This is a genomic window from Streptomyces luteireticuli, from assembly GCF_041519305.1.
In the GTDB taxonomy this organism is placed as follows: domain Bacteria; phylum Actinomycetota; class Actinomycetes; order Streptomycetales; family Streptomycetaceae; genus Streptomyces; species Streptomyces luteireticuli.
In genome coordinates this window covers 2,707,384-2,731,781 of record NZ_CP167927.1, presented here as the reverse complement: position 1 = coordinate 2,731,781, position 24,398 = coordinate 2,707,384, and the positions used below count along the sequence as shown (strand labels likewise).

Sequence of the window (24,398 nt, the reverse complement as noted above, 5' to 3'; positions counted from 1 at the left end):
TTCGAGGAGCAACAGTCATGACCACCGTCACCACCTCCGTTCCCGCCCCCCGCACCGCCCCTGTTCTGCGTACTGCGTACCAGAAGTCGGTGGCCGAGTACTGGAACAATGAGAAGGACCCGGTCAATCTGCGGCTGGGTGATGTCGACGGTCTCTACCACCACCACTACGGGCTGGGTGACTACGACCCGTCCGTGCTGAACGGTGACGAGGCGACACGGGACGCGCGGATCATCGAGGAACTCCACCGTCTGGAGTCCGCCCAGGCCGATGTCCTCCTCGACCACCTCGGCCCCGTCACCCCCGACCAGCGCCTCCTGGACGCCGGGTGCGGACGCGGCGGCTCCAGCATCATGGCCAACGCCCGGTTCGGCTGCCGCGTCGACGGGGTCTCCATCTCCCAGCAGCAGGTCGACTTCGCCAACGCCCAGGCCCGCAAGCGCGGCGTGGACGACCGGGTCCGCTACCACTTCGCCAACATGCTCGACACCGGCCTGCCCACCGGAGCGTTCCAGGGCATCTGGAACAACGAGTCGACCATGTACGTCGACCTCGACGAACTCTTCGCCGAACACGCCCGCCAGCTCGCCTTCGGCGGCCGCTACGTCGTCATCACCGGCTGCTCCAACGACGTCACCGGCGGCCGCTCCAAGGCCGTGAGCCGTATCGACGAGCACTACACCTGCAACATCCACCCCCGCAGCGCCTACTTCAAGGCCATGGCCGCCAACGGCCTCGTCCCCATGAACGTCGTCGACCTCACCCCCACCGCCCTCCCCTACTGGGAACTCCGCGCACAATCCACCCTCGCCACCGGCGTCGAAGACCCCTTCCTCACCGCCTACCGCGAAGGCAGCTTCCACTACCTCCTCATCGCCGCCGACCGCATCTGACCACCAGAACCACCAGGACCCGCCGTCGGAACTGTCGGAACAGAACCTACGGCGGGTCCCGCTCGTTCCCCCTCCGCAGGGAATTCGGCCACGCCATTGCTCCCCGGTGAACTCACCGATCCGGGCGCAAAGTCCCCCGCTCGTCCTTGGAGCGGACCCCGGCGCGGCAGGGAGACCGATGATGTGACGGGCAAGGAGGCCGGGTGGGCGTGACGCGTACCCGGCCGGGGAGTACGGATGCTGATCGCCACGCTGTCCGAGTGCCGAGTGGAACCCGGACTGCTGAGGGAATGGCGGCTGGACGAGGCCCCCTTCGACGAGGCGGCGCGGCGGACCGGGGGAGCCGTGCCTCCTTCGTACAACCAGGAGTGGCACCTGAGGACCGTCTCCCGGCTCGCCGGGCGGGGGCAGGACGTCCCGCCGTGGATCGGGTTCGGCTTCGAGCTCCCCGGCCCGCTGGACGCCGGGGCGTTCCGCGAGACGCTGCGGACCTGGGTCGTACGCCATGAGACGCTGCGCAGCGCGTTCCGCGTGACGGACGCCGGGGTGGAGCGCTTCACGGTCGCCCCCGCCGGGGTGTCCGTGCGGGACACGGTGGTGGCGGAGCTCTCCGCCGGGGACGACATCCCGGGCCGGCTCCAGGCCCGCATCGACGCGGCGGCCGGGGCGTTCCGCAGGCCCAGCCATGTCGTGGAGACCGTCGAACGGGCCGACTCCACCTCGGTGTTCGTGGCGATGGACCATGCGCACGCCGACGGCTACTCCGTCATGGCGGCCGTCGCCGAGTGGCAGCAGCTGTACGCCGCCGCCCGCGCCGGGGGACGGCCGTCCGCCCTCCAACCGGTCGGCAGTTACGGTGACTTCGGTCTGGCCGAGCGGGCCGAGGCCCAGCGGACCGGCGCCGGTGATCCGGCCGTCGGGCGCTGGCGGCGCTTCCTCGCGGCGGGCGGCGACCGGGTGTTCCGCTTCCCGCTCGACCCCGGTCCCACGGGCGGCGAACTGCTGCCCCACGGCAAGCTGGACGTCCAACTGCTGGACGCTCCCGGGGCCGAGGCGGTCGAGGAGGTCTGCCACGATGCGTGCGGCGGGTTCTTCGCCGGGCTGCTCGCGGCCGCCGCGATCGTCTCCCACCGGTTCACGGGCGAGCCCGTCTACCGCACGGTGGTGCCGGTGCACACCCGCTCCCGGCCGGAGCTGCTGCGGTCGATGGGGTGGTACATCGGGCTCGCCCCGGTCGAGATCGGCCTGGGTGCGGCGGCCGGCTTCCGCGAACTGGTGCCGGTCGCGCACCGGTCCCTGAGGACGGCCCTGCGGACCGGCCGCGTACCGATCGTGCGGATCGCCGAACTCCTCGGCCTCGCCGAGGACTGGGAGCGCCGCATGCCCGACGTGTTCCCGTTCGTGTCCTTCATCGACACACGGGTGATCCCGGGGGCGCGGCAGTGGCCCGAGTGGAACGCCCGGGTCCTGGTCCGGTCGAGGACCCGCGGCAGCAAGGTGAACATCTGGGTCCACCGCGGCCACGAGGGCCTGCGGCTGACCGCGCGCCACCCCGAGACGGAGACCGCGGAGGCCTCGGTCGCCGGCTTCGCGGACGGCCTGCGGGACGTGCTGCACGGCGTGGCGAGGACCGGCGACCACATCTTCGCTTCTCGTCCGAGCACAACAGGAGGAACCCCATGACCTCGACGGCCTCCGCACGGGAGACCGTGACGGCCGCCCTGACCGGCAAGTTCGACGTGCTCCCCGAAGCACTCGACCCGGAACGGACGCTGTCCTCCCTCGGCCTGGAGTCACTGGACGTCGTCGAGCTGATCTACACGGTCGGCCGGGACCTGGACATCAAGATCGGCGAGGACGAGATCACCCCCTGGAGCACGTTCGGCGAACTCCTCGCCCTGGCCGATGCGAAGGCCGGCCGCCCATGAACCGCGCTGCCGCCGCCGTCTCCGTCACCGGCCTCGGCATGCTGACCCCCGCCGGAACCGGCACCGAGGCCACCTGGCGGGGCGTGCTGGACGGCGTCGGCACGGCCGCGCCCGACCCGGCCCTCGCCGGTCTGCCCGTCGACTTCTCCTGCCGCGTACCGGACTTCCGCCCCGAGGCGCACCTCGGCGACCGCGCCCTCTGGCGGACGGACCGCTGCGCCCAACTCGCCGTCGTCGCCGCCCACGAGGCCGTACGCGACGCGGGCCTGGACCCCGGGACCTGGGACGGCACCCGGGTGGCCGTGATCGTCGGCACCTGCTGGAGCGGCCGCCGCTCGGGCGAGGAGGCCCACCGGGACATGCTCCGGGAGGGCCCGGACGCGGTCCCGCCCACCCTCGTCCCGAAGGTGCTCTTCAACACGCCCGCCGCCGAGGTCTCCCTGGCCCTGGGCGCCCGGGGCCCCAGCCTGGGCGTCTCCTCCGCCTGCGCCTCCGGCGCCCATGCGATCGCCCTGGGCCGGGACCTGCTCGCCTCCGGCGCCTGCGACGTGGCTGTTGTCGGCGGCACCGACTCCGCCACCACCCCCCTGCTCTCCTCCGCCTTCCACCGCATGGGCGCCCTCTCCCGCCGCCGCGGCGAACCGGCCGCGGCCTCGCGCCCCTTCGACGCCGGCCGCGACGGCTTCGTCCTCGGCGAGGGCGCGGCCGTACTCGTCCTGGAGCGCACGGCCGACGCCCTGCGCCGGGGCGCCGGGCCCCGCGCGACCCTGGCGGGCTGCGCCTCCACCAACGACGCCCTCCACGCCACCGCCCCGCACCCCGAACACCGCGTCGCCGAAGCGGCGTTGACCACCGCCCTGACCGAAGCCGGCCTGACCCCCGACGACATCGACCACGTCAACGCCCACGGCACCGCCACCCGCCGGGGAGACGCCGTCGAAGCCCTGCTGATCGCCCGCGTCTTCCCCCACGCCCCCGCCGTCACCTCGGCCAAGGGCGCCCTGGGCCACTCCTTCGCCGCCGCCGGAGCCGTCGAAGCGGCCCTCACGGTCCTGACCCTCCAGCACCAACTCATTCCCCCCACGGCCAACATGGACGCGACCGACCCCGACCTCCCGCCCCTGGACCTGGTGACGAAGGCCGCCCGCGAGCAGCGCGTGGACGCGGCCGTCAGCCATGCCTTCGGCTTCGGCGGGCACAACACGGTGCTGGCCTTCCGACGCTCTCCGGAGCCCCGGGATCCGCTCGCCGGCGAACTCTCCTGAGCGCACGCCGTGGTCTGCCGTGCACCCGTGACGGTTACTGGACGGCCCGATGGCCGGCGCTCCAGTGGGTGGTGAGCTCGGTGGCGTGCTGCTCTTCGGCGCGGGTGTCGCCGCGTCGGCGGGCGTCGCGGATGGCCGCGTACTGCGCCCGGCAGCGGTGGCAGTCCGTCTGGGGTGCGGCAGCGAGGCCGGAGGCGCGCGGGGTGGTGGTGACGTACCGCCAGGCGTGGTTGAGGTCGGGGCGGGCGGCAGGGGGCGTGGGCGATCCGGTCACTGGGCGGGCGTCCTTTCCGCGTGATCATGGCGCTGAGCAGTCACTGGCGGCTCCCGTGCGGATTCAGCCGCAAGGCAGCCCGGTCATCCGGAGAAGCGAGCGTCAGAAGCTCTTTGGGACACGACCACGGGGGCAGGGCTGTTCCGGGGCAGGTCATGAGCACGGACTTGCCCTGGTCGAGCTGGACGACTCCGACGCGGCCCGTGCGCAGGTCCTTGACGAGGCGGCCGGGAAGAACGTTCATCGCCCTTTCCCTGCGACGCCGTAGACGTCGGGCAGCGCCGGTGCGCCCATGAGCCCGGTGAAAGTTGCCGGGTCCGCCATGGGGAAATGTTCGGTGAAGACCACGACTGGTCCGTTGACCCGACGGTGTTCGGAAATGGGTTCCACGCTCGTGTCCATCCAGAAGTTTCGGAGAACAGATGTTGGCGCTCAACAACAGCGCCGCGTCCTTGGTCCGAAAGCCTCCTCCGGCGTGAACGTCATGGAAATGAAGGGGTGTTGCACTTGCGTTGCACTTCTGTCCCCTCGCATGCGCGTTCCGTGCTTGCATGAGGCCCATCGGGAAGGAGTGGCGCGTGGCGACTGTGCACCATTGGACCGGCCTGGAGGCCCGGGCCCTGCGCCTCGCGTTGCGGATGAGCGTGCGTGCCTTCGCCGAGCATCTCGGAGTCGCCGTCCGCACCGTCTCGAACTGGGACAAGTTCCTCACCGAGGTCGAGCCCCGGGTGGACACGCAGGCGATCCTGGACACCGCGCTTGTGCGGGCGGACGCGGCGGTGCATCTGCGGTTCGAGACGTTCCTGTCGGAAGCCCGAGGCCCTCGTCCGGCCCCGGGCCGCAGGGTGACCACGGCGGGTCCCCGGACTTGTCCCCGGACTTGGGAATACGAGTCCTGGACCGACGACCTGGACCGGATCGTCGTCGCCTTGAGCCGCCAGGGTTTCGCTTTCGCCGATCATCTGCTGGGACGCTGGCTGAACCGCTTCCGCCCGACGGAGCTGGACGACAAGGGCATGTACCTCCTCGCCCGCTCCACCGCTCTCCTCGGTGACCTCAAGCGCGACCAAGGTGTGGTGGTAGGGCCACTGTCGGCGCAGCACGCGTATGCCGGAGCACGCTCGATCTTCGCTCAGCTCGATATTCCACGCCGGGTGGCCCAGCTCGACCTCTCTCTCGCCGTGGTCACGGAGATGTCCGGTCGCCTGGACACGGCCGCTCGCCACTATGAACAACTCGCCGTTGACGACCGGCTTGGCCGCCGTGACCGTGCGCGGGCCCGACTGTGGGTGGGGACGGCGCTGAGCAAGGACGGCAACCATGACTACGCCGCGCGCGTCATGCTCGCCGCGTCCCGCGACTTCGAGGAGCTCGGCGAGCCCGACGACTGGTCCGTCGCCCACCAGAAGCTCGCCCTCGCCCACCGGGGTGCCGGCGATCTGACCAAAGCCCTGCACTTCATCGCCATCGCCCGGCGCACGGGCTGTGCCGACTCACCGATGCAGCGGGTCCGCCTGGACACGGCCCACGGACACATCCTGCTCTCCGACCCGGTCACCCGGGATGATGGGCTCCACGCTCTCGACCGGGCTGCGAAGCTGGCCGCACAGTACGGCATGCGGCACCAGCTGAGCAGCATCGAGGGCATCCGGACCACGACCGCCGGGGCAGACGGTCCCAGGGCGGCGGTGACCAGGGAGAGATGCCGGTGACGACGGACATGCAGCGGGCCATTACCGACGACCAGTGCCGACGGGCGAGGCTGATCTGGGACTACCACCGGATGGACCACGCTCTGCGCCCTTGCGACGTCGCCATCGGACTGGGCAGCCACGACCTCGGTGTCCCGGCCCACTGCGCCCGGCTTTACCGGGCCGGACTCTTCTCGACCCTGGTTTTCTCCGGCGGTCCCAATCCCACCACGCCCGAGCGATTCCCCGAGGGGGAGGCTGTTCATTTCCGCGAGCACGCGCTCGCTCTCGGCGTCCCCGCCGAAGCAGTGCTGCTGGAACCCAAGGCGAGGAACACAGGCCAGAACATCGCTTTCTCCCGCGCTGTCCTGGCTGATGCCGGGACGGATGTGAGGACCGTACTCCTGGTATCCATGCCGTATATGGAGCGACGTGCCTACGCCACCGCCCGAAAGGTCTGGCCCGAGGTCGATGTCATCTGCGCCTCGGCGCCACTGGAGTTCGACGACTACCTCAAGACCATCGGTGACGAGCAACTCGTCGTCCACCAGCTCGTCGGCGATCTCCAACGGGTGATCGAGTACCCGAAGCTCGACTTCGCCATTGAACAGGATGTTCCGGAGGACGTACGTGTCGCCTACGAATCCCTCATCGAGGATGGCTTCGACAGTCGGCTTCTCAGGGCATGACCACCCGCCGGTCGGACTGTGCGCCATCCACCAGCCGAACTTCCTTCCTCGGCTGACCACTTTGGCGAAGCTGTTCGCGGCGGACTGCTGGATCGTCCTCGACGATGTCCAGTTCGCTCGTCGCGATTATCAGCACCGAGCGCGCTTGGCAGCCATGGACGACCCCATGCGGCGGCGCTGGCTCAGTCTTCCCACCCACTTGCCCGGCGGGCGAAGCACAACCATCCGGGAAGCGGTGCTTGTTGACCCCGTGCGGTCTCGTGATCGGACTCTCCGTACACTCCGGCAGTACTACGGGGCGAGCCCCCATTGGTCCGTTCTCCAGGAGAACCTGGCACCGGTCCTGGACCTGTTCTCCGCCACCGATCGAACCGCGGCTGTCGCCGAGCTGTCGACCGTGGCGCTTCTCCGGTCAGTGGGCTGGTCGGGCCGTGTTGTCCACAGCAGCGACCTGCCGGCCCGGCGGGATCGCTCACAGCGGCTCGCCGATCTCGCCGCTGCCGTCTCGGCCCGCACCTACCTGTGCGGCACCGGCGGTATGACGTACTTGGACGAGAGACCCTTCCGGGCCCTGGGCATCGGCGTGACCGTCTGCCGCACTCCGGAAGACGGCATCTGGTCCTTCAGCCGGGAAGTGACTGCTCTATGGACGCTCATGAACGGTGGCTGGGACATGCTGGCCCGGCAACTGCGCTTGGTCCGTGGTGGGCTGTCGTGACTGTCGGTTCCCGACTCTCGCACTGTTCGAGGGCGGTCCGCCCGCGCGCAGCGCGTGGACGCGGCCGTCAGTCACGCCTTCGGCTTCGGCGGGCACAACACGGTGCTGGCCTTCCGGCGTTAGGGGAGGAAGAATCCCCACCATGCCGTACGCCAAAGCCCCGGACGGGGCCCGCATCGCCCACCAACTCCGCGGCGACGGCCCCCCGCTCGTCCTCCTCGCCGGGCAGGCCAACGACCACCACTGGTGGGACGGCGTCCGCGAGGACTTCCACGAGGCCGGCCGCAGCACCCTCACCCTCGACTACCGGGGAACGGGCGCCAGCGACGCCCCCGAATCCCCGTACTCGACACGCCAGTTCGCGGACGACGTGATCGCCGTTCTCGACGCCCTCGGCATCGACCGCGCGGATGTCTACGGCACGTCCATGGGCGGCCGGGTGGCCCAGTGGGTGGCGGCCGGCCGGCCGGACCGCGTCCGCCGTCTGGTCCTCGGGTGCACCACCCCCGGCGGTCGCCACGCCGTCGCCCCCGACCCTGCCGTCCTCCGCTCCCTGGCGACCCCCGACCCCGACGAGGCCCGCCGCGCCCTCCTCGGCCTGATGTACACCCCGTCCTGGCTCGCCGCCCACCCCGGCCCCCACCACACCCTCGGCGACCCGCACATGTCCGCCCGCGCCCGCGGCCGGCACCTCGCCGCGAGCCGGGAACACGACGCGTGGGACGCCCTGCCCGGCATCACGGCCCCCACCCTGGTCCTGCACGGCACGGACGACGTCTTCAACCCGGCGGAGAACGCGCCTCTGCTGGCGGACCGCATCCCGGGGGCGCGGCTGCACATGATCCCGGGCGCGCGGCATGCGTACTTCGACGAATTCCGGGCCGTCGCCGGGCCGTTGGTGCTCGACTTCGTGCGCTGACGTTCCAGGCGGCCCGGCCGGCGACCCCTCTCGCCCCTACACCCATGGGAGGCAAGGTGGACAAGCGGCGTTCGATCATGCGGACGGCGGCCGTCGTGGTCGCCGGGCTGGTGGCGGTTCTCGCTCCGCCCGGTGCGGCCGGGGCCCCGGCCCGGCCGTCGGCGGCCGCCTCGTACGTCCGGCTCGAGGCGGTCCGCGACGTACTGAGGGAGACGGCCGGGGCGCCGGGCACGTCGTGGGCGGTGGATCGTGGGGCCGGGAAGGTGGTGGTGACCGCGGACCGTACGGTCGGCCGCGCCCGGTACGGGGAGATCGTCACGGCGGCCCGGGCATTCGGCGACAAGGTGGAAGTGCGGCGTACGAAAGGGCGGTTCAGACCGTATGCGCGAGGTGGCGAGGCCGTGGGCAGAGGCTGCTCACTGGGTTTCAACGTGGTCGCCGGCGACGGCACCCCGTACTTCCTGACCTCCGGGCACTGCGTGGGCGCCGTCGGCACCACGGTGTACGACGGCGGTGGACGAGCGATCGGGGTGGTGGCAGGGAGCACTTTCCCCGGCGGGGACTACGCGATCGTGAAGTACAACCCGGGCATCGAGCACCCGAGCGAGATCGACCTCTACGACGGAACGGCACAGACCGTCTCCCGGGCGGCGGAGGCCCGTGTGGGAGAGGCGGTGCGGAGCAGCGGCAGCGGCAGCGGAGTGCACGGGGGGACGGTCACCGCGGTGAACGTGGCCGTCCAGTACCCGGAGGGCACGGTCACCGGCCTGATCGAGGCCGCTCTCTGCGCCGGACCCGGGGACAGCGGCGGTCCGCTCTTCGACGGCGATACGGCGCTGGGGCTGACCGTGGGCGGCAGCGGCGACTGCACCACCGGTGGCACCGCCTTCTTCCAGCCGGTGACCGATCCGCTGGCGGCGTACGGGGTGTCGATCGGCTGACGGCCGACGGACGACAGCGGGTCCCGCCGCCGCCCCATGGGCGGTGACGGGACCCGGGTTCCGTGCGGAGTACGGCTTAGATGAGTACGGCTTAGATGAGTACGGCTTAGATGTCGAAGTACAGCTCGAACTCGTGCGGGTGCGGCCGCAGCTGCATCGGCGCGATCTCGTTCGTGCGCTTGTAGTCGATCCACGTCTCGATCAGGTCGGACGTGAAGACGCCGCCGGCCTGGAGGTACTCGTTGTCCTGCTCCAGGGCGTCGAGGACGGCCGGGAGGGAGGTCGGGACCTGGGGGACGTTCGCGTGCTCGTCGGGGGCGAGCTCGTAGAGGTCCTTGTCGATCGGCTCGGCGGGCTCGATCTTGTTCTTGACGCCGTCGAGGCCGGCCAGGAGGAGGGCCGAGAAGGCGAGGTAGGGGTTCGAGGACGGGTCCGGGGCGCGGAACTCGACGCGCTTGGCCTTCGGGTTGGAGCCCGTGATCGGGATGCGCATCGCGGCGGAGCGGTTGCGCTGCGAGTAGACCATGTTGACCGGGGCCTCGAAGCCGGGGACCAGGCGGTGGTAGGAGTTCACCGTCGGGTTGGTGAAGGCGAGCAGCGAGGGGGCGTGCTTGAGGATGCCGCCGATGTAGTAGCGGGCGATGTCCGAGAGGCCCGCGTAGCCCTGCTCGTCGTAGAAGAGCGGCTCGCCACCGTTCCAGAGGGACTGGTGGACGTGCATGCCCGAGCCGTTGTCGCCGAAGATCGGCTTCGGCATGAAGGTGGCCGTCTTCTCGTTGCGCCAGGCGACGTTCTTCACGATGTACTTGAAGAGCATCAGGTCGTCGGCGGCGGCGAGCAGCGTGTTGAACTTGTAGTTGATCTCGGCCTGGCCGGCGGTGCCCACCTCGTGGTGCTGGCGCTCGACCTTGAGGCCGGCCTTGTCCAGCTCCAGGGAGATCTCCGCGCGCAGGTCGGCGAAGTGGTCGACCGGCGGGGCCGGGAAGTAGCCGCCCTTGTAACGGACCTTGTAGCCGCGGTTGTTGACCTCGGAGCCGGTGTTCCAGGCGCCGGCCTCGGAGTCGATGTGGTAGAAGGACTGGTTCGCCGACGTCTCGAAACGGACGTTGTCGAAGATGTAGAACTCGGCCTCGGGGCCGAAGTACGCGGTGTCGGCGATGCCCGTGGAGGCGAGGTACGCCTCGGCCTTCTTCGCCACGTTCCGCGGGTCACGGCTGTACTGCTCGCCGGTGATCGGGTCGTGGATGAAGAAGTTGATGTTGAGGGTCTTGTCGCGGCGGAAGGGGTCGACGCGGGCGGTGGAGAGGTCCGCGCGGAGCGCCATGTCGGACTCGTGGATGGCCTGGAAGCCGCGGATGGACGAGCCGTCGAAGGCCAGCTCCTCGGCCGGGTCGAACGCCTCCGCAGGGATCGTGAAGTGCTGCATCACGCCCGGCAGGTCGCAGAAACGGACATCGACGAACTTGACGTCCTCGTCCTTGATGAACTTCTTGGCGTCGTCGCCGTTCTGGAACATCCAACCCTCCTAGCCCGGCCGCCAGCGGTCGGGGATTGCTTCGGTGGTGCTGCGGCCGACCCTAGAGAGACCGGATTTCCCGGGCATGACCCGTTTGTTTCGCCGAGGTTAACCGGGTCGCGGCCGAAACGTGATCGGAACGCGCGGCCGGAAGCCGACGACGGCGGAGCCGTCCGGTCGTGCCACGGACCACCCGGCCGGGGGGAAACGTATGCGACCCCAGTACCGTGGACGGGTGGACAAGAGGCAAGCAATCGGCTCGTGGCTCTCCGGCCCCCGTGCGGCCGCGGAGGACATGGGTGTCGACTTTGGTTACCGGGGCGAGCGCCTCGGCCTGCCGGAGGCCGGGCCGGGCTCCGTCGCCCCGCTCGGCCGGCGGTTCGGAGCGATCTTCATCGACTGGGCCCTGTGCCTGCTCGTCGCGAACGGGCTCATCGCGCAGGGCAACGCGCACCGGGCAGGCAACTGGGCGATCGTCGTCTTCCTGGTGCTCAGCGTGCTCACGGTGGGGACGATCGGATGCACACCGGGCAAGCGGCTGCTGAGGCTGCGCGTGGTGGGCGAGAACGGCGGGCGGCTGACCTTCCCGCGGGCGGTGCTGCGCAGCGTGCTGCTGGCGCTGGTCGTCCCCGCGATGGTCTGGGACCGGGACACCCGGGGGCTGCACGACCGGCTGGCGAAGGCCGTCCAGGTCCGGATGTGAGCGTGCGGGAACGAGCGAGGGGCGGGGCCGTCGAAACGGTCCCGCCCCTCGCTCGTTCCCTTGGTCTCAGCGGCCCTTCGGCATCCGCATGCCCTTGGGCATGGGACCCTTCGGGATCGGCATGTTGGACATGAGGTCCCCGAGCGCCCGCAGGCGGTCGTTGACGACCGTCACCTGGGCGCCCGGCAGCACGCGCGGCAGCTTCAGCAGGGTGGTGCGCACCTTCTTCAGCGGCACCTGGCCCTCGCCGTCACCCACGATCACGTCGTGGACCGGAACGTCCGCGACGATGCGCGCCATCCGCTTCTTCTCGGCGGCCAGCAGGCCCTTGACCCGGTTGGGGTTGCCCTCGGCCACGAGCACGATGCCGGCCTTGCCCACGGCCCGGTGCACCACGTCCTGGCTGCGGTTCATCGCCACCGCGGGCGTGGTGGTCCAGCCGCGTCCGATGTTGTCCAGGACCGCGGCGGCGGCGCCCGGCTGTCCTTCCATCTGCCCGAAGGCAGCGCGCTCGGCACGGCGTCCGAAGACGATCGCCATCGCGAGGAAGGCCAGCAGGAAGCCCAGGATGCCCAGGTAGACCGGGTGGTCGATCCAGAAGCCGATGGCGAGAAGGACACCGAAGGTGACAATGCCCACAGCCGCGACGACAAGACCGACCTTCGAATCGACCTTCTTGGTCATCCTGTAGGTCAGGGCGATCTGCTTCAGTCGCCCGGGGTTCTCGGATGTTTCCTTCCTCGCCATATGGCGAAGTTTACGTGGCCTGAGGGCCCGGGGCCGCCGCGGCCTCCAGGAGGCTCTGGGCCTCCCGCCGCGCCCGGGCCCGGCGGCGATCCTCCAGGACCGCGGACCAGGCGTTGCGCCGTGCGGTGCGCTGCCCGCCGCGCAGCAGCAGCCCCTCCAGGGCCCGCAGCGCGCCGGTGAGCGAGGGCGGGCGGACGGCGAGGGTGGAGGGGAGGGCGGAGAAGGCGCGAGCGGTCGTCGCGGGGGCGGGCGGCGCAGCCTGCATGTTGTGTCCTCTCAGAGCGGGGGAGGGGGGTGAGAGGGGTGCCGGCGTTCGGGGAGCGTACAGCTGTGCGTACATGTATCGTCACAGAAAGGTGTTACCGATACGTGACCGGTTGGTCAAAACCTATGAAACGTTGACGCGGGTCTGCTCTCCCCGGCCGGGGAGAGCAGACCCGCGTCAACGAGGTCGCAGAGAATCAGGCGGCCGCTTCGCCGCGCTTCGCCCCTTTGCCGGTCGAGCTCGGCGGCGCTTCCGCTGCGGCCGGGTGCCCGCCCTCGTGCCTCGGGCGGACCCCCGACCTACGCTGCAGCTTCGCCGCGCTTCTCGATCGCCTGGCGGTACAGCCGTCCGGCCCGGTACGAGGAGCGGACCAGCGGGCCGGACATGACGCCCGCGTAGCCGATCTCCTCGGCCTCCTGCTGCAGCTCGACGAACTCCTGCGGCTTGACCCAGCGCTCCACCGGGTGGTGACGCGGCGACGGGCGCAGGTACTGGGTGATCGTGATGAGCTCGCAGCCCGCCTCGTACAGGTCGCGCAGCGCCTGGCTGACCTCTTCCCGCTCCTCGCCCATGCCCAGGATCAGGTTGGACTTGGTCACCAGACCCGCCTCGCGGGCCTTGGTGATGACCTCCAGCGAGCGCTCGTAGCGGAAGCCGGGGCGGATGCGCTTGAAGATCCGGGGGACGGTCTCGACGTTGTGCGCCAGGACCTCGGGGCGGGAGGAGAAGACCTCGGCCAGCTGGTCCGGCTTGGCGTTGAAGTCGGGGATCAGCAGCTCGACGCCGGTGTCCGGCATCAGGCCGTGGATCTGGCGCACGGTCTCGGCGTAGAGCCAGGCGCCGCCGTCCTCCAGGTCGTCGCGGGCGACGCCGGTGATGGTGGCGTACTTCAGCTCCATCGTCTGCACGGATTCGGCCACGCGGCGCGGCTCGTCGCGGTCCAGGGCCTGCGGCTTGCCGGTGTCGATCTGGCAGAAGTCGCAGCGCCGGGTGCACTGGTCGCCGCCGATGAGGAACGTCGCCTCGCGGTCCTCCCAGCACTCGAAGATGTTGGGGCAGCCCGCCTCCTGGCACACCGTGTGCAGGCCCTCGCGCTTCACCAGACCCTGGAGCTCGGTGTACTCGGGGCCCATTTTCGCCCGGGTCTTGATCCACTCGGGCTTGCGCTCGATGGGGGTCTGGGCGTTCCGGACCTCAAGACGCAGCATCTTGCGTCCCTCGGGTGCGACAGCGGACACTCCGGCTCCCTTTGGCTTCGATTCTTCGGCGGACACCAGGGTACGCCCGTTCGTTCTTACGTTCTTCCGCCCGGGCAACCGCTGAGATCGCGGTGGCATTCCCGGGCCGGGGGCGGCGGCCGGGGCTCAGACGGCCCGGGGGAGGGGCTCGGCCGATTCCAGCACCTCAAGGAGGTGCTTTTCGACCACGGGCAACGCCTCCTCGACGGTCACCCGGCGGCCCAGCTCGTTGGAGAGCGAGGTCACCCCGGCGTCCCGGATGCCGCAGGGGACGATCCGGTCGAACCAGGTGTTGTCGGGGTCACAGTTGAACGAGAAGCCGTGCATGCTGACGCCCTTGGCGATCCGGATGCCGATGGCCGCGAGCTTGCGGTCCTCGCCGCGCTGGCCGGCGTTGGAGGGGGCGTACTCGGGGCCGCTGAGCCGCGGGTCGAACTCCTCGTCCGCCGGGCGGGCGGGGGCCAGGTCCAGGGTCAGGCCGCCGGTGTCGGGCCGCTGCCGGTCGTCGCCGAGGACCCAGACGCCGCTGCGCCCCTCCACCCGCGTCGTCTCCAGGCCGAACTCGGCGCAGGCGCGGATCAGCGCCTCCTCCAGGCGGCGGACGTGCGCGATGACGTCCACCGGGCGCGGGAGCTTGAGGATCGGGTAGCCGACGAGCTGGCCGGGGCCGTGCCAGGTGATCTTGCCCCCGCGGTCCACATCGATGACGGGCGTCCCGTCCAGGGGGCGCTCGCTGTCCTCCGTGCGCCGTCCCGCGGTGTAGACCGCCGGGTGCTCCAGCATCAGGCAGGTGTCCGGAATCTCGTCCGCGAAGCGGGCCGCGTGCACCCGGCGCTGCTCCTGCCACGCCTCCTGGTACTCGACGGCGTCCGCCCCGAAGCCCAGCCGGACAAAGCGCAGCTCACTCACGGCAGCTCCTCTTCCAGTCCTCTTCGAACGCTTTGCGGCACCTGGGCTGATACGTCCTGTCGCACCCGGTGCCCCAGCCACTGTACGGCGGCCTCCGAAACGGCTGCGGACGAGCCCCGGACAAGATCGACTCTGGGCGCTTTTCCGTGCCTATTTGATCTGTCTCTGATCTGTCCTCACACGATCGGATGAATGCGGGGCGAAGGTGGCGTTCGGGGCGGCTGGGACCGCTAAATTCACGCCGTTCCCAGAATGGCGATCAGGGAGACCGGGCAGGTTGATGACGGAACGACCCCCACAGCGCATTCCCAACCGCCAGCTCGCCGCGCTCATCGCGGAGGCCGGCTTCTCCAACGCGGGGCTCGCACGTCGCGTCGATCAATTAGGGCTGGAGCACGGCCTCGACCTGCGCTACGACAAGACCTCGGTCACCCGCTGGCTGCGTGGCCAGCAGCCGCGCGGCACCACGCCGGCGCTGATCGCCGAGGTCTTCACCCGGCGGCTGGGCCGCCGGCTGTCCGCACAGGACCTCGGACTGGACGCCTGCGCCCCGGTCTACGCGGGGCTGGAATTCGCCGCGTCGCCGGCCGAGGCCATTGACATCGTCAGCGGGTTGTGGCGCAAGGACTCCGGCAGCCACACCGAACTGCGGAAGATCGCGTTCACCCCCGCGGGCCTGGTGGTCCCCAGCCGGGACTGGCTGATCGGCCGGGCCGACGACCGGGTGGCCCGCAGCACGGCCCCGCCCGCCGGTTCCGCGCCGGGCACGGCCGGCGGGGAGGGCGGCCCCCGCCCGCCCGACCGGCCGCGTCCCGCCGTGCCCCGCCAGCGGGCCGAGCGGGCGCCCGGCGGCCGGGTCTCGATGGGCGACATCGCGGCCCTGCGGTCGGTCGGCGAGCTCTTCCGCACGCTGGACCACGCGTACGGCGGCGGCCACGCCCGCCAGGCCCTCGTCCGGTACCTGGAGCACGAGGCCGAGCCGATGCTCCGCGGCACCTACGGCGAGGCCACCGGGCGGCGGCTGTTCGGCGCCGCCGCCGACCTCACCCGGCTCGCCGGGTGGACGTCGTACGACATCGCCGCGCACGGCCTCGCCCAGCGGTACTACGTCCAGGCGCTCCGCCTGGCGCAGGCCGCGGGCGACCGGGCCTACGGCAGCTATGTGCTGGTGACGATGAGCCGTCAGGCGGTCTACCTGGGGCACGGGCGCGAGGCGGTGCAGCTCGCGCGGGTGGCCCAGCAGGGCGTCGGCTCCGGAGCCGCGCCGGTCGTCCAGGCCCTGCTGCACGCCATCGAGGCGCGCGGGCACGGGGTGCTCGGCGAGGTGCGGGCCTGCTCCGCGTCGCTCGCCCGCGCCGAGCGGGCGCTGGAGACGGCCCGGCCGACGGACGACGTGCCGTACTGGATCCGCTTCTTCGACGAGGCGGAGCTGGCCGACGAGTTCGCCCACTGCCACCGCGACCTCCAGCAGTGGCGGGCCGCCGCCCAGCACGCCGAGCGGTCCCTCCAGCTGCGCCCGGCCGGGTATGCGCGCAGCAGGCTGTTCTGCCGCGTGGTGCTGGCCTGCGCCCGGCTCGGGCTCGGCGAGCTGGAGCAGGCGTGCCAGCTGGGCGCGGAGGCGGCACAGGCGGCGGGCGAGATGCGCTCGGTGCGCGCCGTGGAGTATGTGCGCGAGTTCGAGCGCCGGCTGGAGCCGTACCGCGACGCGGCGGCGGTCCGGGCGTACCGGGAGAAGGTCGCCGCGCTCTGAGGGCGGGCGGCCGGCCCCCGGCCGCACGCCGGACCTCGTCGGCGCGAACGGACGGCCCCGGACCGGGAGTTCCCGGTCCGGGGCCGTCTTGTGGGCGGGCCCTGGCCCCCGGGGCTCATCCCAGGGGCGGGACCCTGACGGTGGGCGGGCGCGCGAGCCGTACTGCGACCCGGTCCGGCGCCCGGGGGCGTCCTACGCCGCCCGCAGCGCCTCCACCCCGTACCCCGGGCGGATGCCCAGGTCGCGGAGGAGGGCGTGGGCCGCCCGGCGGCCCGAGAAGAGGGCGCCCTGGACGGTGCTCGTGTCGCGGTGGTCGCCGCAGACGTACAGCCCCGACAGCAGCCGCACCGGGCGCCGCATGTCGTGCGGGGAGGGCATCGCCGGGACGGCGTCCGGGTCGTGATGGGCCGCCAGCAGCTCGAAGCCGTCCGGTGACATGCCGTGCAGCCGGGCCAGCTGGACCCGGGCCGCCCGGTCGAGTTCGGCGACCGGCGCGGCCGCGGCGGCGCCGAGCACGGTGGAGGTGATCAGGGTGCAGCCGGCGGGGGCCCGGTCGGGGTCCACCCCGCTCGTCACCGCCGTGTGCGCGAGGGGTCCGCCCCGGCCGCCGGTGATCACCAGGGCCGCGTCGCCGGGCGGCGGCTCGTGGGTGGTGTGGTGCAGCACCGTGACGGGGTGGAACCCGGGCAGGCGCAGGCCGGGGAGCAGCTCCGCGGCGGCCCGGGCGCCGGTGGCCACGATCACCGAGCGGCAGCTGATCTCGCCGTGCCCGGCGGTGGTGACGGAGGTGATGCCGGCGGACGTGGCCCGGACCCCGGTGCGTACGGTGCCGGGCGGCAGCATCGCCGCCAGCAGGTCGGGGACCGCGGCCGCGCCGCCGGCCGGCAGACAGAGCCGTCCGCGGGCGAAGCCGCGCAGGACGAGGTCGGCGCAGCGGCTGGACGTGGTGAGGTCCGGGTCGGACAGCAGGGAGGCCAGCAGCGGGCGCAGCAGGCCCTCGACCGTGCGCGTCGGCAGCCCGCGGGTGGCGAGGGTGGTGGCGGTGGGACGGTCGGGGCGGGCGAGCACCCGCTCGACGGGCAGCGCCGCGAACCGGGTCAGCGCCGCGCCGAGGCGGGCCTGGTCGAGGCCGGTGGTGCGGGAGGTGCGGGCGGCGCTGGCCAGGGCCCGGGCGGTGGTCAACGCCCGCTTGGCGCCCCGGGTTTCGCCGATGCGGTGGTTGCGGCCCTCGGCGTGGACGACGACGCCGGGGACGAAGGGGCGCAGGACGAGCGCGCCGAGGCCGGGAGTGCGGCGCAGATCGGGGAACGCGGTGTTGAGCAACTGCCCGGAGCGGTCCAGACGGAAGCCGTCGAACAGGTCCGTGGTCATGCGCCCGCCCGGATGCGGAGCGGCTTCCAGCACGGTGACGGTGACACCGGCGTTGGTGAGCTGATGTGCCGCGGAGAGACCGGCGAGGCCGGCTCCGACGATGACGACGTCCGCGTGCTGTGCGGTGTGGCGTGCGCTGCTGGCCACGTGCCCTCCCGGGGTCGGTCCGCTCGCTCGGGGGCGTGATGCCCCCAACGGGCTGCGACGATGCGCGAGTTCGCCTCGACCGTAGAGAGAAATCCGGTCAATAACAGTCGCGCACGGGAAGAGCACGGTCGCACGGCGGTCGCACGATCGGGGTGCCGTGCCCCCGTAATCATCGGGTCGAAGCGTGGTCCTCGTCGGCGAGTGCCGCGCGAACGGCGCTCTCGATGTCGGGGTGCGCGAACTCGAAACCGGAACCCAACAGCCGTCCGGGCAGCACCCGTTGGCTGGCCAGCACCTCCGCGGCCATGCCGCCCAGCGCGAGCCGGAGCGCCGGGGCCGGTGCGGGCAGCAGCGCCGGACGGTGCAGCACGCGCCCCATGACCCGGGCGACTTCGCGGTTGGTGACGGGGAGGGGCGCGGTGAGATTGACGGGGCCCGTGAGTGTCTGTGTGGCCAGCGCATGACGCAGGGCGGCGACGTGGTCCCGCAGGGCGATGAAGCTCCAGTACTGGCGGCCGTTGCCCAGCGGGCCGCCCAGCCCCAGCTTGAAGAGCGGGAAGAGGCGCTTCCAGGCGCCTCCGTGCCGGCTCACGACCAGCCCGGTGCGCGCCAGCACGGTGCGTACGCCGGCTTCGGCGGCCGGGGCGGTGGCGGCCTCCCACTCCCGGCAGACGTCGGCGAGGAAGCCCTCGCCGGGCGGGGAGTCCTCGTCGAGGGTCCCGGACCCGCCGTCGCCGTAGACGCCGATGGCGCTGGCGCTGACCAGGACGGAGGGCGGGGCGTCCAGCGCCGCGACCGCCTGTGCCACCGCCGTGGTGCCCAGCACCCGGCTGTCGCGGATCTCCCGGCGGTACGCGGCCGTCCAGCGGTGGTCGCCGATGCCGGCGCCCGCCAGGTGCACGACGGCCGTGCAGCCGGCCAGCGCGCCCGGGTCCAGCCGGCCGGTCATGGGGTCCCACCGGACCTCGTCCGCGCTCCGGGGCGCGCGGCGGACGAGCCGTGTCACCCGGTGGCCGTCCGCCTCCAGGGAGCGGACGAGGGCGGAGCCGATGAGTCCGGACGAGCCGGTGATGGCGATGCGCATGGGGTCACCCTGTCACTTCGCAGGTCAGGACCGGGTCAGGATCTGAAACGCTCCCACAGGGCGGGGAAACGGTCCTCCAGGACGGCGTCGTCCTCCGGGTCGAACGAGGTGCCCTGCGGCTCCGCCGGGGCCGGCGGCAGGGCCAGGTCGGGCATCCGGGCGCCGGTGAGCTGCTCGTACGCCTCGTCCGCCGCGAAGCCCAGGTCCTCGCCGTCCCCGTCCACCTCCTCGTCGAAGTCGTCGAGCAGCGTGGCGAGCCGGTCCGGGTCGTGCAGGGCGCCCTCGAAGACCTCCCGGCCCTGGCCGATCAGCCAGCAGCGGAAGTAGTCGAACGCGTCGTCGCTCGCGCCGCCGAGGATGACGGACGCCGCGCCCCACAGGTCCCAGAGGTAGGCGCGGTTGTAACGGACCTCGAAGTGCCGGGCGAAGTCCAGCACGCGGTCCGGGTCGAGCCGCATCAGCCGCTCGACCAGCAGATCGGCCTGGTCCTCGACGTCACCGCCGGCGGCGGCCCGGGTCTCGTCGACGATCTCCCAGAACTCCGTCTCGTCCATCACGGCAACAGCATCCGCCCTGGCCTCCGGGGGCGCACGCGGAGGGGGCCGGAAGCGGCCGCTCCGAAATACCCGACAGAAGGTGTCGGGTATTGCTGCGAGGGTCCTCCCGTACCGCAGAGAACAGGGAGGACGCTGTGAACGCACCACTGGACGGCAAGGTCGCGCTGGTGGCAGGGGCGACGCGGGGCGCGGGACGGGCCATGGCAGTGGAACTGGGACGCGCCGGGGCGACCGTCTACGCGACGGGGCGCACGACACGGACGCGGCGGAGCGAGGTCGGCCGGGCCGAGACGATCGAGGAGACCGCGGAGCTGGTGACGGCGGCGGGCGGCGAGGGCATCGCCGTGCCGACCGACCATCTGGTGACCTCCGAGGTCAGGGCGCTCGTCGAGCGGATCGGACGGGAGCGGGGGCGGCTGGACGTGCTGGTCAACGACGTCTGGGGCGGTGACCACCTGCTGGAGTTCGGCAAGAAGCTCTGGGAGCTGGACATCGACCGGGTGCTGCGGATGCTCCGGTTGTCGATCGACGCGCACCTCATCACCAGCCACTGCGCCCTGCCGCTGCTCATCCGGCGGCCCGGGGGCCTGGTCGTGGAGATCACGGACGGGACGGAGGAGTTCAGCCGGGCGCACTACCGGGAGCACCTGGTGCTCGACGTGGCGAAGTATGGCCCGTTCCGGATGGCCTCCGGGCTGGCCGAGGAACTGCGGGGGTACGGGGGGACGGCGGTCTGCGTCACCCCGGGGTTCCTGCGGTCCGAGGAGATGCTCGACCACTTCGGGGTGACGGAGGAGAACTGGCGGGAGGCGGTCGCGAAGGAGCCGCACTTCGCGGTGGCGGAGTCGCCCGCCTTCATCGGGCGGGCGGTGGCGGCGCTGGCGGGCGACCCGGAGCGGGGGCGGTGGAACGGGCGGTCGGTGTCGAGCGGGGAGCTGGCGAAGGCGTACGGGGTGAGGGATGCGGACGGTTCGCAGCCGGATTGCTTCCGGTACTTCGAGGAGGTGGTGTTCGGGGGGAGAGAGGCGTCGGCGGACGCGTATCGGTGAGGGGGCCGGCCCTCATAGGCCGTCGCGCCCGTACAGGCGGGCCGTCCGCTCCGCCGCCCCCGCGAACCGCTCCCGCAGGGCCGACGGCTCCAGCACCTCCGCCTCCGGCCCCAGCGCCAGCAGCTGCTCGTACGCCACGTCGAGCCCCTCGACGGCCAGCGTCACCGTGACGCGGCCGTCCTCGTCCGGCGGGGAGGCGGCCGACACCGCCTCCTCGCCGGAGCGGCGCTCCACCACGTGCGGCAGACGCCGCACGCCGTCGGCCGTCAGCCGCAGGACCACCCGCTCCCGCAGCAGCGAGCGCGCGAACACCGCCGCGTGCTCCTCCCAGAAGGAGGGGAGGTCGAAGGACTCGTCCCGGCGGAAACGCTCCTCCGCCACGCTCACCGCCGTGAAGCGGTCCACCCGGTAGGAGCGGAACTGCTCGCCCGCACGCGCGATCGCGTACCAGACGCCCGCCTTCAGCACGAGACCGTACGGCTCCAGACTCCGCTCCACCTCCGTCCCGTCGCGCCGCCGGTAGCGGGCGGTCAGCCGGCGGTCGTCCCAGACCGCGTCCGCGACGGCGGGCAGCAGCGGCGGGGGATCGGCCGGCTGCCACCAGCCGGGCGCGTCGAGGTGGAAGCGCTGGGACGCGCTGGAGGGCGCGTCCCGCAGTTCGGGGAGGAGGGCCGCGGAGACCTTGAGCCGGGCCGCGGACGCCGCGTCGGCGAGACCCATCTCGCGCAGGGCGGAGGGGACGCCGGAGAGGAAGAGGACTTCGGCCTCGGTGCGGTGGAGACCCGTGAGCCGGGTGCGGTAGCCGCCGACGAGACGGTACCCGCCGGAGCGGCCGCGGTCGGCGTAGACGGGGACGCCCGCCTCGGAGAGGGCGAGGACGTCCCGGGCGACGGTGCGCTCGGAGACCTCCAGCTGCCGCGCCAGCTCGGCGCCCGTCATCAGGGGACGGGACTGGAGCATCAGCACCAGCTTGATCAGTCGGGCCGCACGCATGCGTCCAGCATGGCAGGGGCCGACGACAGGAACCCGTGCGCCCAGCCAGGGCACGGCGACGTACGGGACCTGTCGTCACCCCTGAGCCGCTCCGCGACACAGGACAGGGCGGCGCGGCGCGGCTCCGCGGAGACGATACGCCCTGATCGATGATCGATCAACTGGCATCAGTCGGGCAGTTGTGGCGCGCAGCCCAGGACGTGGGTGCGCAGCAGCTCCCCGATGCGCGGATCGCGGCGGCGGAAGGCGGCGACGAGCTCCGCGTGGTCCTCCGCGTGCGACCGGGGCTCGGGGCTGAGCCAGCGGATGGACAGCGTGGTCCACACCTCGATGCCCAGCGACTCCCAGGTGTGCAGCAGGACGGAGTTCCCCGAGGCCAGGACGATCTCGCGGTGGAAGGCGACGGTGTGCCGCACCTGGGCCTCGCGGTCGCCGAGCCGGTCCGCCTCGTAGAGCGGGGCCACCTCCCGGTCGAGCGCCGAGGCGTCCTCGGCCAGGGCGTCTGCGGCCAGTTCGGCGGCGACCTGCTCCAGGCCGGCCCGCACCGGATAGCTCTCCTTGAGGTCGGCGGCGGACAGCTCGCGGACCCGGACGCCCTTGTTGGGCGCCGACTCGATCAGCCGCAGGGACTCCAGCTCCCGCAGCGCCTCGCGCACCGGCGTCTGGCTGACCAGCAGCTCCGAGGCGATCCGCCGTTCCACGATTCGCTCTCCCGGCTGCCAGCGACCGCCGACGATCCCCTCCAGGATGTGCTCGCGGATCTGTTCGCGCAGCGAGTGGACGACGGGTGGTGACATGGGGGCGCTCCTCGGCGGCCGGGTGGATCGCAGCCATTATCCCGGTACGCGGGGTGCGCACCGGTGTGCGGACGGCACAAAGGGCGCGGCCCCGGTTCGTACGGATACGAACCGGGGCCGCGCCCCGGAAGAGCCCCTGCGGAGGGGAGCCGGTCAGAGACCGATCTCGGTCTCGAACTCGGCGGCCTCCAGGATCCCCTTGACCGCCGTCAGGTAACGGGCCGCGTCGGCACCGTCCACCAGGCGGTGGTCGTAGGAGAGCGTCACGTACGTCATGTCGCGGACGCCGATGGTGGTGCCCTCCTCGGTCTCGATGACCACCGGGCGCTTGACGGTGGCGCCGATGCCGAGGATCGCGACCTGGTTCGGGGGCACGATGACCGTGTCGAACAGCGCACCGCGCGAGCCGGTGTTGCTGATCGTGAAGGTCGCGCCGGACATCTCGTCCGGGCTGATCTTGCCCGTGCGGACCTTGCCCGCCAGCTCCGCCGTCTTCTTGGCGATGCCCGCGATGTTGAGGTCACCCGCACCCTTGATGACCGGGGTCATCAGGCCCTTCTCCGAGTCGACGGCGATGCCGACGTTCTCGGAGTCGAAGTAGGTGATGGTGCCCTCGTCCTCGTTGATCCGGGCGTTGATGACCGGGTGGGCCTTCAGCGCCTGGACGGCGGCCTTGACGAAGAACGGCATCGGGGACAGCTTGACGCCCTCACGGGCGGCGAACGCGTCCTTGGCCTTGCCGCGCATCTTCATGATCTTGGTGATGTCCACCTCGATCACGGAGCTGAGCTGGGCCTGGCCGTGCAGCGCCTTCATCATGTTGTCGGCGATGACCTTGCGCATGCGCGGCATCTTGACGGTCTGACCGCGCAGCGGGGAGACCGCCAGGGCCGGGGCGGCGGCCTTCGGCGCAGCGGCGGCGGCCGGAGCGGCCGGGGCAGCGGCGGCGGCCTTGGCGGCCTCGGCGGCGGCCAGGACGTCCTGCTTGCGGATGCGGCCACCGACACCGGTGCCCGCGACCGTGGACAGGTTGACGCCGGACTCGGCGGCCAGCTTGCGCACCAGCGGGGTGACGTAGGCGCCGTCGGTCGCCGGGGCGGTCGGGGTGACCGGGGCGGCGACCGGAGCCTTCGGCGCGGCCGGGGCCGGGGCCGGGGCGGCCGGAGCCGGAGCGGCCGGAGCCGGGGCGGCGGCGACCGGAGCCGGGGCAGGCGCGGGGGCAGCGGCCGGGGCCGGAGCCGGGGCAGGCGCGGGGGCAGCGGCCGGGGCCGGAGCGGCCGGGGCAGCGGCGGCGGCCGGAGCGGCACCGGCGGCACCGATCACGGCCAGCTTGGCGCCGACCTCGGCGACCTCGTCCTCGCCGACGAGGATCTCCAGCAGGACGCCCGCGGTCGGGGCCGGGATCTCGGTGTCGACCTTGTCGGTCGAGACCTCGAGCAGCGGCTCGTCCTCGGCGACCTCCTCACCGACCTCCTTCAGCCAGCGGGTGACGGTGCCCTCGGTGACCGACTCGCCCAGCGCGGGCAGGACGACGTCGGTGCCGGTGGCGCCGGCAGCGGCGGCCGGAGCGGCGGAGGGGGCCTCGGCGACGGGCGCCGGGGCGGCCGGGGCCTCGGCCACGGGGGCCGGGGCGGCGGGGGCGGCCTCGGCGGCAGCGGCCGCCGGAGCCGGGGCGGCAGCGGGGGCACCGGTGCCGTCGTCGATGATCGCCAGCTCCGAGCCGACCTCGACCGTCTCGTCCTCGGCCACCTTGATGGAGGCGAGGATGCCGGACGCGGGGGCGGGGATCTCGGTGTCGACCTTGTCGGTGGAGACCTCGAGCAGCGGCTCGTCGGCCTCCACTCGCTCACCTTCGGCCTTGAGCCAGCGGGTGACGGTGCCCTCGGACACGCTCTCGCCGAGCGCCGGCAGGGTTACGGAAACCGCCATGGTGCGGTTGCTCCTTACGAGTAGT

25 protein-coding genes are annotated in these 24,398 nt (G+C 72.2%); 12 read left to right on the top strand and 13 right to left on the bottom strand.

What is annotated here, in order from left to right; genetic code table 11:
• Positions 1 to 17: 17 nt before the first annotated feature.
• The 4 genes from AB8735_RS11560 (at position 18) to AB8735_RS11545 (ending at position 4,086) form a co-directional block, all read left to right on the top strand.
• Entirely contained in the window at positions 18 to 893 is an 876-nt protein-coding gene (locus AB8735_RS11560) for a geranyl diphosphate 2-C-methyltransferase (protein WP_344021085.1), read from the top strand.
• Positions 894 to 1,130: 237 nt separating this feature from the next.
• Positions 1,131 to 2,576 (top strand): condensation domain-containing protein, encoded by a 1,446-nt coding sequence (locus AB8735_RS11555; RefSeq protein WP_372407011.1) that lies wholly within the window; start codon positions 1,131 to 1,133, stop codon positions 2,574 to 2,576.
• Entirely contained in the window at positions 2,573 to 2,821 is a 249-nt protein-coding gene (locus AB8735_RS11550; RefSeq protein ID WP_372407008.1) for an acyl carrier protein, read from the top strand. The genes AB8735_RS11555 and AB8735_RS11550 overlap by 4 nt, the downstream gene beginning before the upstream one ends.
• Entirely contained in the window at positions 2,818 to 4,086 is a 1,269-nt protein-coding gene (locus tag AB8735_RS11545) for a beta-ketoacyl synthase (protein ID WP_372407006.1), read from the top strand. Before AB8735_RS11550 ends, AB8735_RS11545 begins: the two co-directional genes overlap by 4 nt.
• Positions 4,087 to 4,120: 34 nt before the next feature.
• On the opposite strand, the gene AB8735_RS11540 is transcribed toward AB8735_RS11545, so the two are convergent.
• Together AB8735_RS11540 and AB8735_RS11535 are read right to left on the bottom strand one after the other, a co-directional pair.
• A complete protein-coding gene (locus tag AB8735_RS11540; RefSeq protein WP_372407005.1) occupies positions 4,121 to 4,360 on the bottom strand; it encodes a hypothetical protein in 240 nt (79 codons plus the stop codon).
• A 40-nt stretch (positions 4,361 to 4,400) separates the two neighbouring features.
• Positions 4,401 to 4,604 carry a hypothetical protein gene (locus AB8735_RS11535; RefSeq protein ID WP_372407003.1) on the bottom strand — a complete coding sequence of 68 codons (204 nt, stop codon included), beginning with the start codon at positions 4,602 to 4,604 and terminating at the stop codon, positions 4,401 to 4,403.
• A gap of 334 nt (positions 4,605 to 4,938) precedes the next feature.
• Between AB8735_RS11535 and AB8735_RS11530 the strand changes: the two genes are divergently transcribed.
• The 5 genes from AB8735_RS11530 (at position 4,939) to AB8735_RS11510 (ending at position 9,318) form a co-directional block, all read left to right on the top strand.
• Complete coding sequence (locus tag AB8735_RS11530) at positions 4,939 to 6,072, top strand: hypothetical protein (RefSeq protein ID WP_344021064.1); 1,134 nt, start codon at positions 4,939 to 4,941, stop codon at positions 6,070 to 6,072.
• Positions 6,063 to 6,740, top strand: a complete 678-nt coding sequence (locus tag AB8735_RS11525; RefSeq protein ID WP_344021062.1) for a YdcF family protein — start codon at positions 6,063 to 6,065, stop codon at positions 6,738 to 6,740. The genes AB8735_RS11530 and AB8735_RS11525 overlap by 10 nt, the downstream gene beginning before the upstream one ends.
• Positions 6,664 to 7,458, top strand: coding sequence for a WbqC family protein (locus tag AB8735_RS11520; RefSeq protein WP_372411825.1), 795 nt, complete (start codon positions 6,664 to 6,666; stop codon positions 7,456 to 7,458). Before AB8735_RS11525 ends, AB8735_RS11520 begins: the two co-directional genes overlap by 77 nt.
• A gap of 142 nt (positions 7,459 to 7,600) precedes the next feature.
• Positions 7,601 to 8,377: an alpha/beta fold hydrolase gene (locus AB8735_RS11515; RefSeq protein WP_372407002.1), complete on the top strand. Its 777-nt coding sequence runs from the start codon at positions 7,601 to 7,603 to the stop codon at positions 8,375 to 8,377.
• A 44-nt stretch (positions 8,378 to 8,421) separates the two neighbouring features.
• Positions 8,422 to 9,318, top strand: coding sequence for a S1 family peptidase (locus AB8735_RS11510; protein WP_372407000.1), 897 nt, complete (start codon positions 8,422 to 8,424; stop codon positions 9,316 to 9,318).
• Positions 9,319 to 9,424: 106 nt separating this feature from the next.
• On the opposite strand, the gene glnA is transcribed toward AB8735_RS11510, so the two are convergent.
• Complete coding sequence (gene glnA / locus AB8735_RS11505) at positions 9,425 to 10,834, bottom strand: type I glutamate--ammonia ligase (protein ID WP_344021055.1); 1,410 nt, start codon at positions 10,832 to 10,834, stop codon at positions 9,425 to 9,427.
• Between the two features lie 235 nt (positions 10,835 to 11,069).
• Here glnA and AB8735_RS11500 point away from each other — a divergent pair, with 235 nt between their 5' ends.
• Positions 11,070 to 11,537, top strand: a complete 468-nt coding sequence (locus tag AB8735_RS11500) for an RDD family protein (protein ID WP_372406997.1) — start codon at positions 11,070 to 11,072, stop codon at positions 11,535 to 11,537.
• A gap of 66 nt (positions 11,538 to 11,603) precedes the next feature.
• On the opposite strand, the gene AB8735_RS11495 is transcribed toward AB8735_RS11500, so the two are convergent.
• The 4 genes from AB8735_RS11495 to lipB all read right to left on the bottom strand — a co-directional run bounded on the left by AB8735_RS11495 (position 11,604) and on the right by lipB (position 14,696).
• Entirely contained in the window at positions 11,604 to 12,284 is a 681-nt protein-coding gene (locus AB8735_RS11495; RefSeq protein WP_344021051.1) for a DUF4191 domain-containing protein, read from the bottom strand.
• A 10-nt stretch (positions 12,285 to 12,294) separates the two neighbouring features.
• The gene (locus AB8735_RS11490) at positions 12,295 to 12,549 is read right to left on the bottom strand and encodes a hypothetical protein (RefSeq protein WP_344021049.1); all 255 of its coding nucleotides are present in this window, start codon (positions 12,547 to 12,549) and stop codon (positions 12,295 to 12,297) included.
• A gap of 299 nt (positions 12,550 to 12,848) precedes the next feature.
• Complete coding sequence (lipA, locus tag AB8735_RS11485; protein ID WP_344021047.1) at positions 12,849 to 13,787, bottom strand: lipoyl synthase; 939 nt, start codon at positions 13,785 to 13,787, stop codon at positions 12,849 to 12,851.
• 126 nt (positions 13,788 to 13,913) lie between these two features.
• Entirely contained in the window at positions 13,914 to 14,696 is a 783-nt protein-coding gene (gene lipB, locus AB8735_RS11480) for a lipoyl(octanoyl) transferase LipB (RefSeq protein WP_344021045.1), read from the bottom strand.
• A 280-nt stretch (positions 14,697 to 14,976) separates the two neighbouring features.
• Here lipB and AB8735_RS11475 point away from each other — a divergent pair, with 280 nt between their 5' ends.
• Complete coding sequence (locus AB8735_RS11475) at positions 14,977 to 16,446, top strand: regulator (protein WP_344021043.1); 1,470 nt, start codon at positions 14,977 to 14,979, stop codon at positions 16,444 to 16,446.
• Positions 16,447 to 16,638: 192 nt separating this feature from the next.
• Here AB8735_RS11475 and AB8735_RS11470 read toward each other — a convergent pair whose 3' ends face one another.
• The 3 genes from AB8735_RS11470 to AB8735_RS11460 all read right to left on the bottom strand — a co-directional run bounded on the left by AB8735_RS11470 (position 16,639) and on the right by AB8735_RS11460 (position 19,602).
• Positions 16,639 to 17,964 (bottom strand): NAD(P)/FAD-dependent oxidoreductase, encoded by a 1,326-nt coding sequence (locus AB8735_RS11470; protein ID WP_372406995.1) that lies wholly within the window; start codon positions 17,962 to 17,964, stop codon positions 16,639 to 16,641.
• A gap of 169 nt (positions 17,965 to 18,133) precedes the next feature.
• Positions 18,134 to 19,048, bottom strand: coding sequence for a TIGR01777 family oxidoreductase (locus tag AB8735_RS11465; RefSeq protein ID WP_372406994.1), 915 nt, complete (start codon positions 19,046 to 19,048; stop codon positions 18,134 to 18,136).
• A gap of 35 nt (positions 19,049 to 19,083) precedes the next feature.
• The gene (locus AB8735_RS11460) at positions 19,084 to 19,602 is read right to left on the bottom strand and encodes a DUF4240 domain-containing protein (protein ID WP_344021117.1); all 519 of its coding nucleotides are present in this window, start codon (positions 19,600 to 19,602) and stop codon (positions 19,084 to 19,086) included.
• A 137-nt stretch (positions 19,603 to 19,739) separates the two neighbouring features.
• On the opposite strand from AB8735_RS11460, the gene AB8735_RS11455 reads away from it, so the two are divergent.
• A complete protein-coding gene (locus tag AB8735_RS11455; protein ID WP_372406991.1) occupies positions 19,740 to 20,654 on the top strand; it encodes an SDR family oxidoreductase in 915 nt (304 codons plus the stop codon).
• Positions 20,655 to 20,666: 12 nt separating this feature from the next.
• On the opposite strand, the gene AB8735_RS11450 is transcribed toward AB8735_RS11455, so the two are convergent.
• The 3 genes from AB8735_RS11450 to sucB all read right to left on the bottom strand — a co-directional run bounded on the left by AB8735_RS11450 (position 20,667) and on the right by sucB (position 24,373).
• Complete coding sequence (locus AB8735_RS11450) at positions 20,667 to 21,647, bottom strand: WYL domain-containing protein (protein ID WP_344021036.1); 981 nt, start codon at positions 21,645 to 21,647, stop codon at positions 20,667 to 20,669.
• Between the two features lie 167 nt (positions 21,648 to 21,814).
• Entirely contained in the window at positions 21,815 to 22,444 is a 630-nt protein-coding gene (locus tag AB8735_RS11445; protein ID WP_344021034.1) for a GntR family transcriptional regulator, read from the bottom strand.
• Positions 22,445 to 22,597: 153 nt separating this feature from the next.
• The gene (sucB, locus tag AB8735_RS11440; protein ID WP_372406990.1) at positions 22,598 to 24,373 is read right to left on the bottom strand and encodes a 2-oxoglutarate dehydrogenase, E2 component, dihydrolipoamide succinyltransferase; all 1,776 of its coding nucleotides are present in this window, start codon (positions 24,371 to 24,373) and stop codon (positions 22,598 to 22,600) included.
• Between the last annotated feature and the right edge of the window lie 25 nt (positions 24,374 to 24,398).

Coding starts and splice junctions, on each gene's coding strand:
- AB8735_RS11560 (WP_344021085.1), top strand. CDS start 18: ATGACCACCGTCACCACCTCCGTTCCCGCCCCCCGCACCGCCCCTGTT.
- AB8735_RS11555 (WP_372407011.1), top strand. CDS start 1,131: ATGCTGATCGCCACGCTGTCCGAGTGCCGAGTGGAACCCGGACTGCTG.
- AB8735_RS11550 (WP_372407008.1), top strand. CDS start 2,573: ATGACCTCGACGGCCTCCGCACGGGAGACCGTGACGGCCGCCCTGACC.
- AB8735_RS11545 (WP_372407006.1), top strand. CDS start 2,818: ATGAACCGCGCTGCCGCCGCCGTCTCCGTCACCGGCCTCGGCATGCTG.
- AB8735_RS11535 (WP_372407003.1), bottom strand. CDS start 4,604: ATGAACGTTCTTCCCGGCCGCCTCGTCAAGGACCTGCGCACGGGCCGC.
- AB8735_RS11525 (WP_344021062.1), top strand. CDS start 6,063: ATGCCGGTGACGACGGACATGCAGCGGGCCATTACCGACGACCAGTGC.
- AB8735_RS11520 (WP_372411825.1), top strand. CDS start 6,664: ATGTTCCGGAGGACGTACGTGTCGCCTACGAATCCCTCATCGAGGATG.
- AB8735_RS11515 (WP_372407002.1), top strand. CDS start 7,601: ATGCCGTACGCCAAAGCCCCGGACGGGGCCCGCATCGCCCACCAACTC.
- AB8735_RS11510 (WP_372407000.1), top strand. CDS start 8,422: ATGGGAGGCAAGGTGGACAAGCGGCGTTCGATCATGCGGACGGCGGCC.
- glnA (WP_344021055.1), bottom strand. CDS start 10,834: ATGTTCCAGAACGGCGACGACGCCAAGAAGTTCATCAAGGACGAGGAC.
- AB8735_RS11495 (WP_344021051.1), bottom strand. CDS start 12,284: ATGGCGAGGAAGGAAACATCCGAGAACCCCGGGCGACTGAAGCAGATC.
- AB8735_RS11490 (WP_344021049.1), bottom strand. CDS start 12,549: ATGCAGGCTGCGCCGCCCGCCCCCGCGACGACCGCTCGCGCCTTCTCC.
- AB8735_RS11475 (WP_344021043.1), top strand. CDS start 14,977: ATGACGGAACGACCCCCACAGCGCATTCCCAACCGCCAGCTCGCCGCG.
- AB8735_RS11465 (WP_372406994.1), bottom strand. CDS start 19,048: ATGCGCATCGCCATCACCGGCTCGTCCGGACTCATCGGCTCCGCCCTC.
- AB8735_RS11460 (WP_344021117.1), bottom strand. CDS start 19,602: ATGGACGAGACGGAGTTCTGGGAGATCGTCGACGAGACCCGGGCCGCC.
- AB8735_RS11450 (WP_344021036.1), bottom strand. CDS start 21,647: ATGCGTGCGGCCCGACTGATCAAGCTGGTGCTGATGCTCCAGTCCCGT.
- AB8735_RS11445 (WP_344021034.1), bottom strand. CDS start 22,444: ATGTCACCACCCGTCGTCCACTCGCTGCGCGAACAGATCCGCGAGCAC.
- sucB (WP_372406990.1), bottom strand. CDS start 24,373: ATGGCGGTTTCCGTAACCCTGCCGGCGCTCGGCGAGAGCGTGTCCGAG.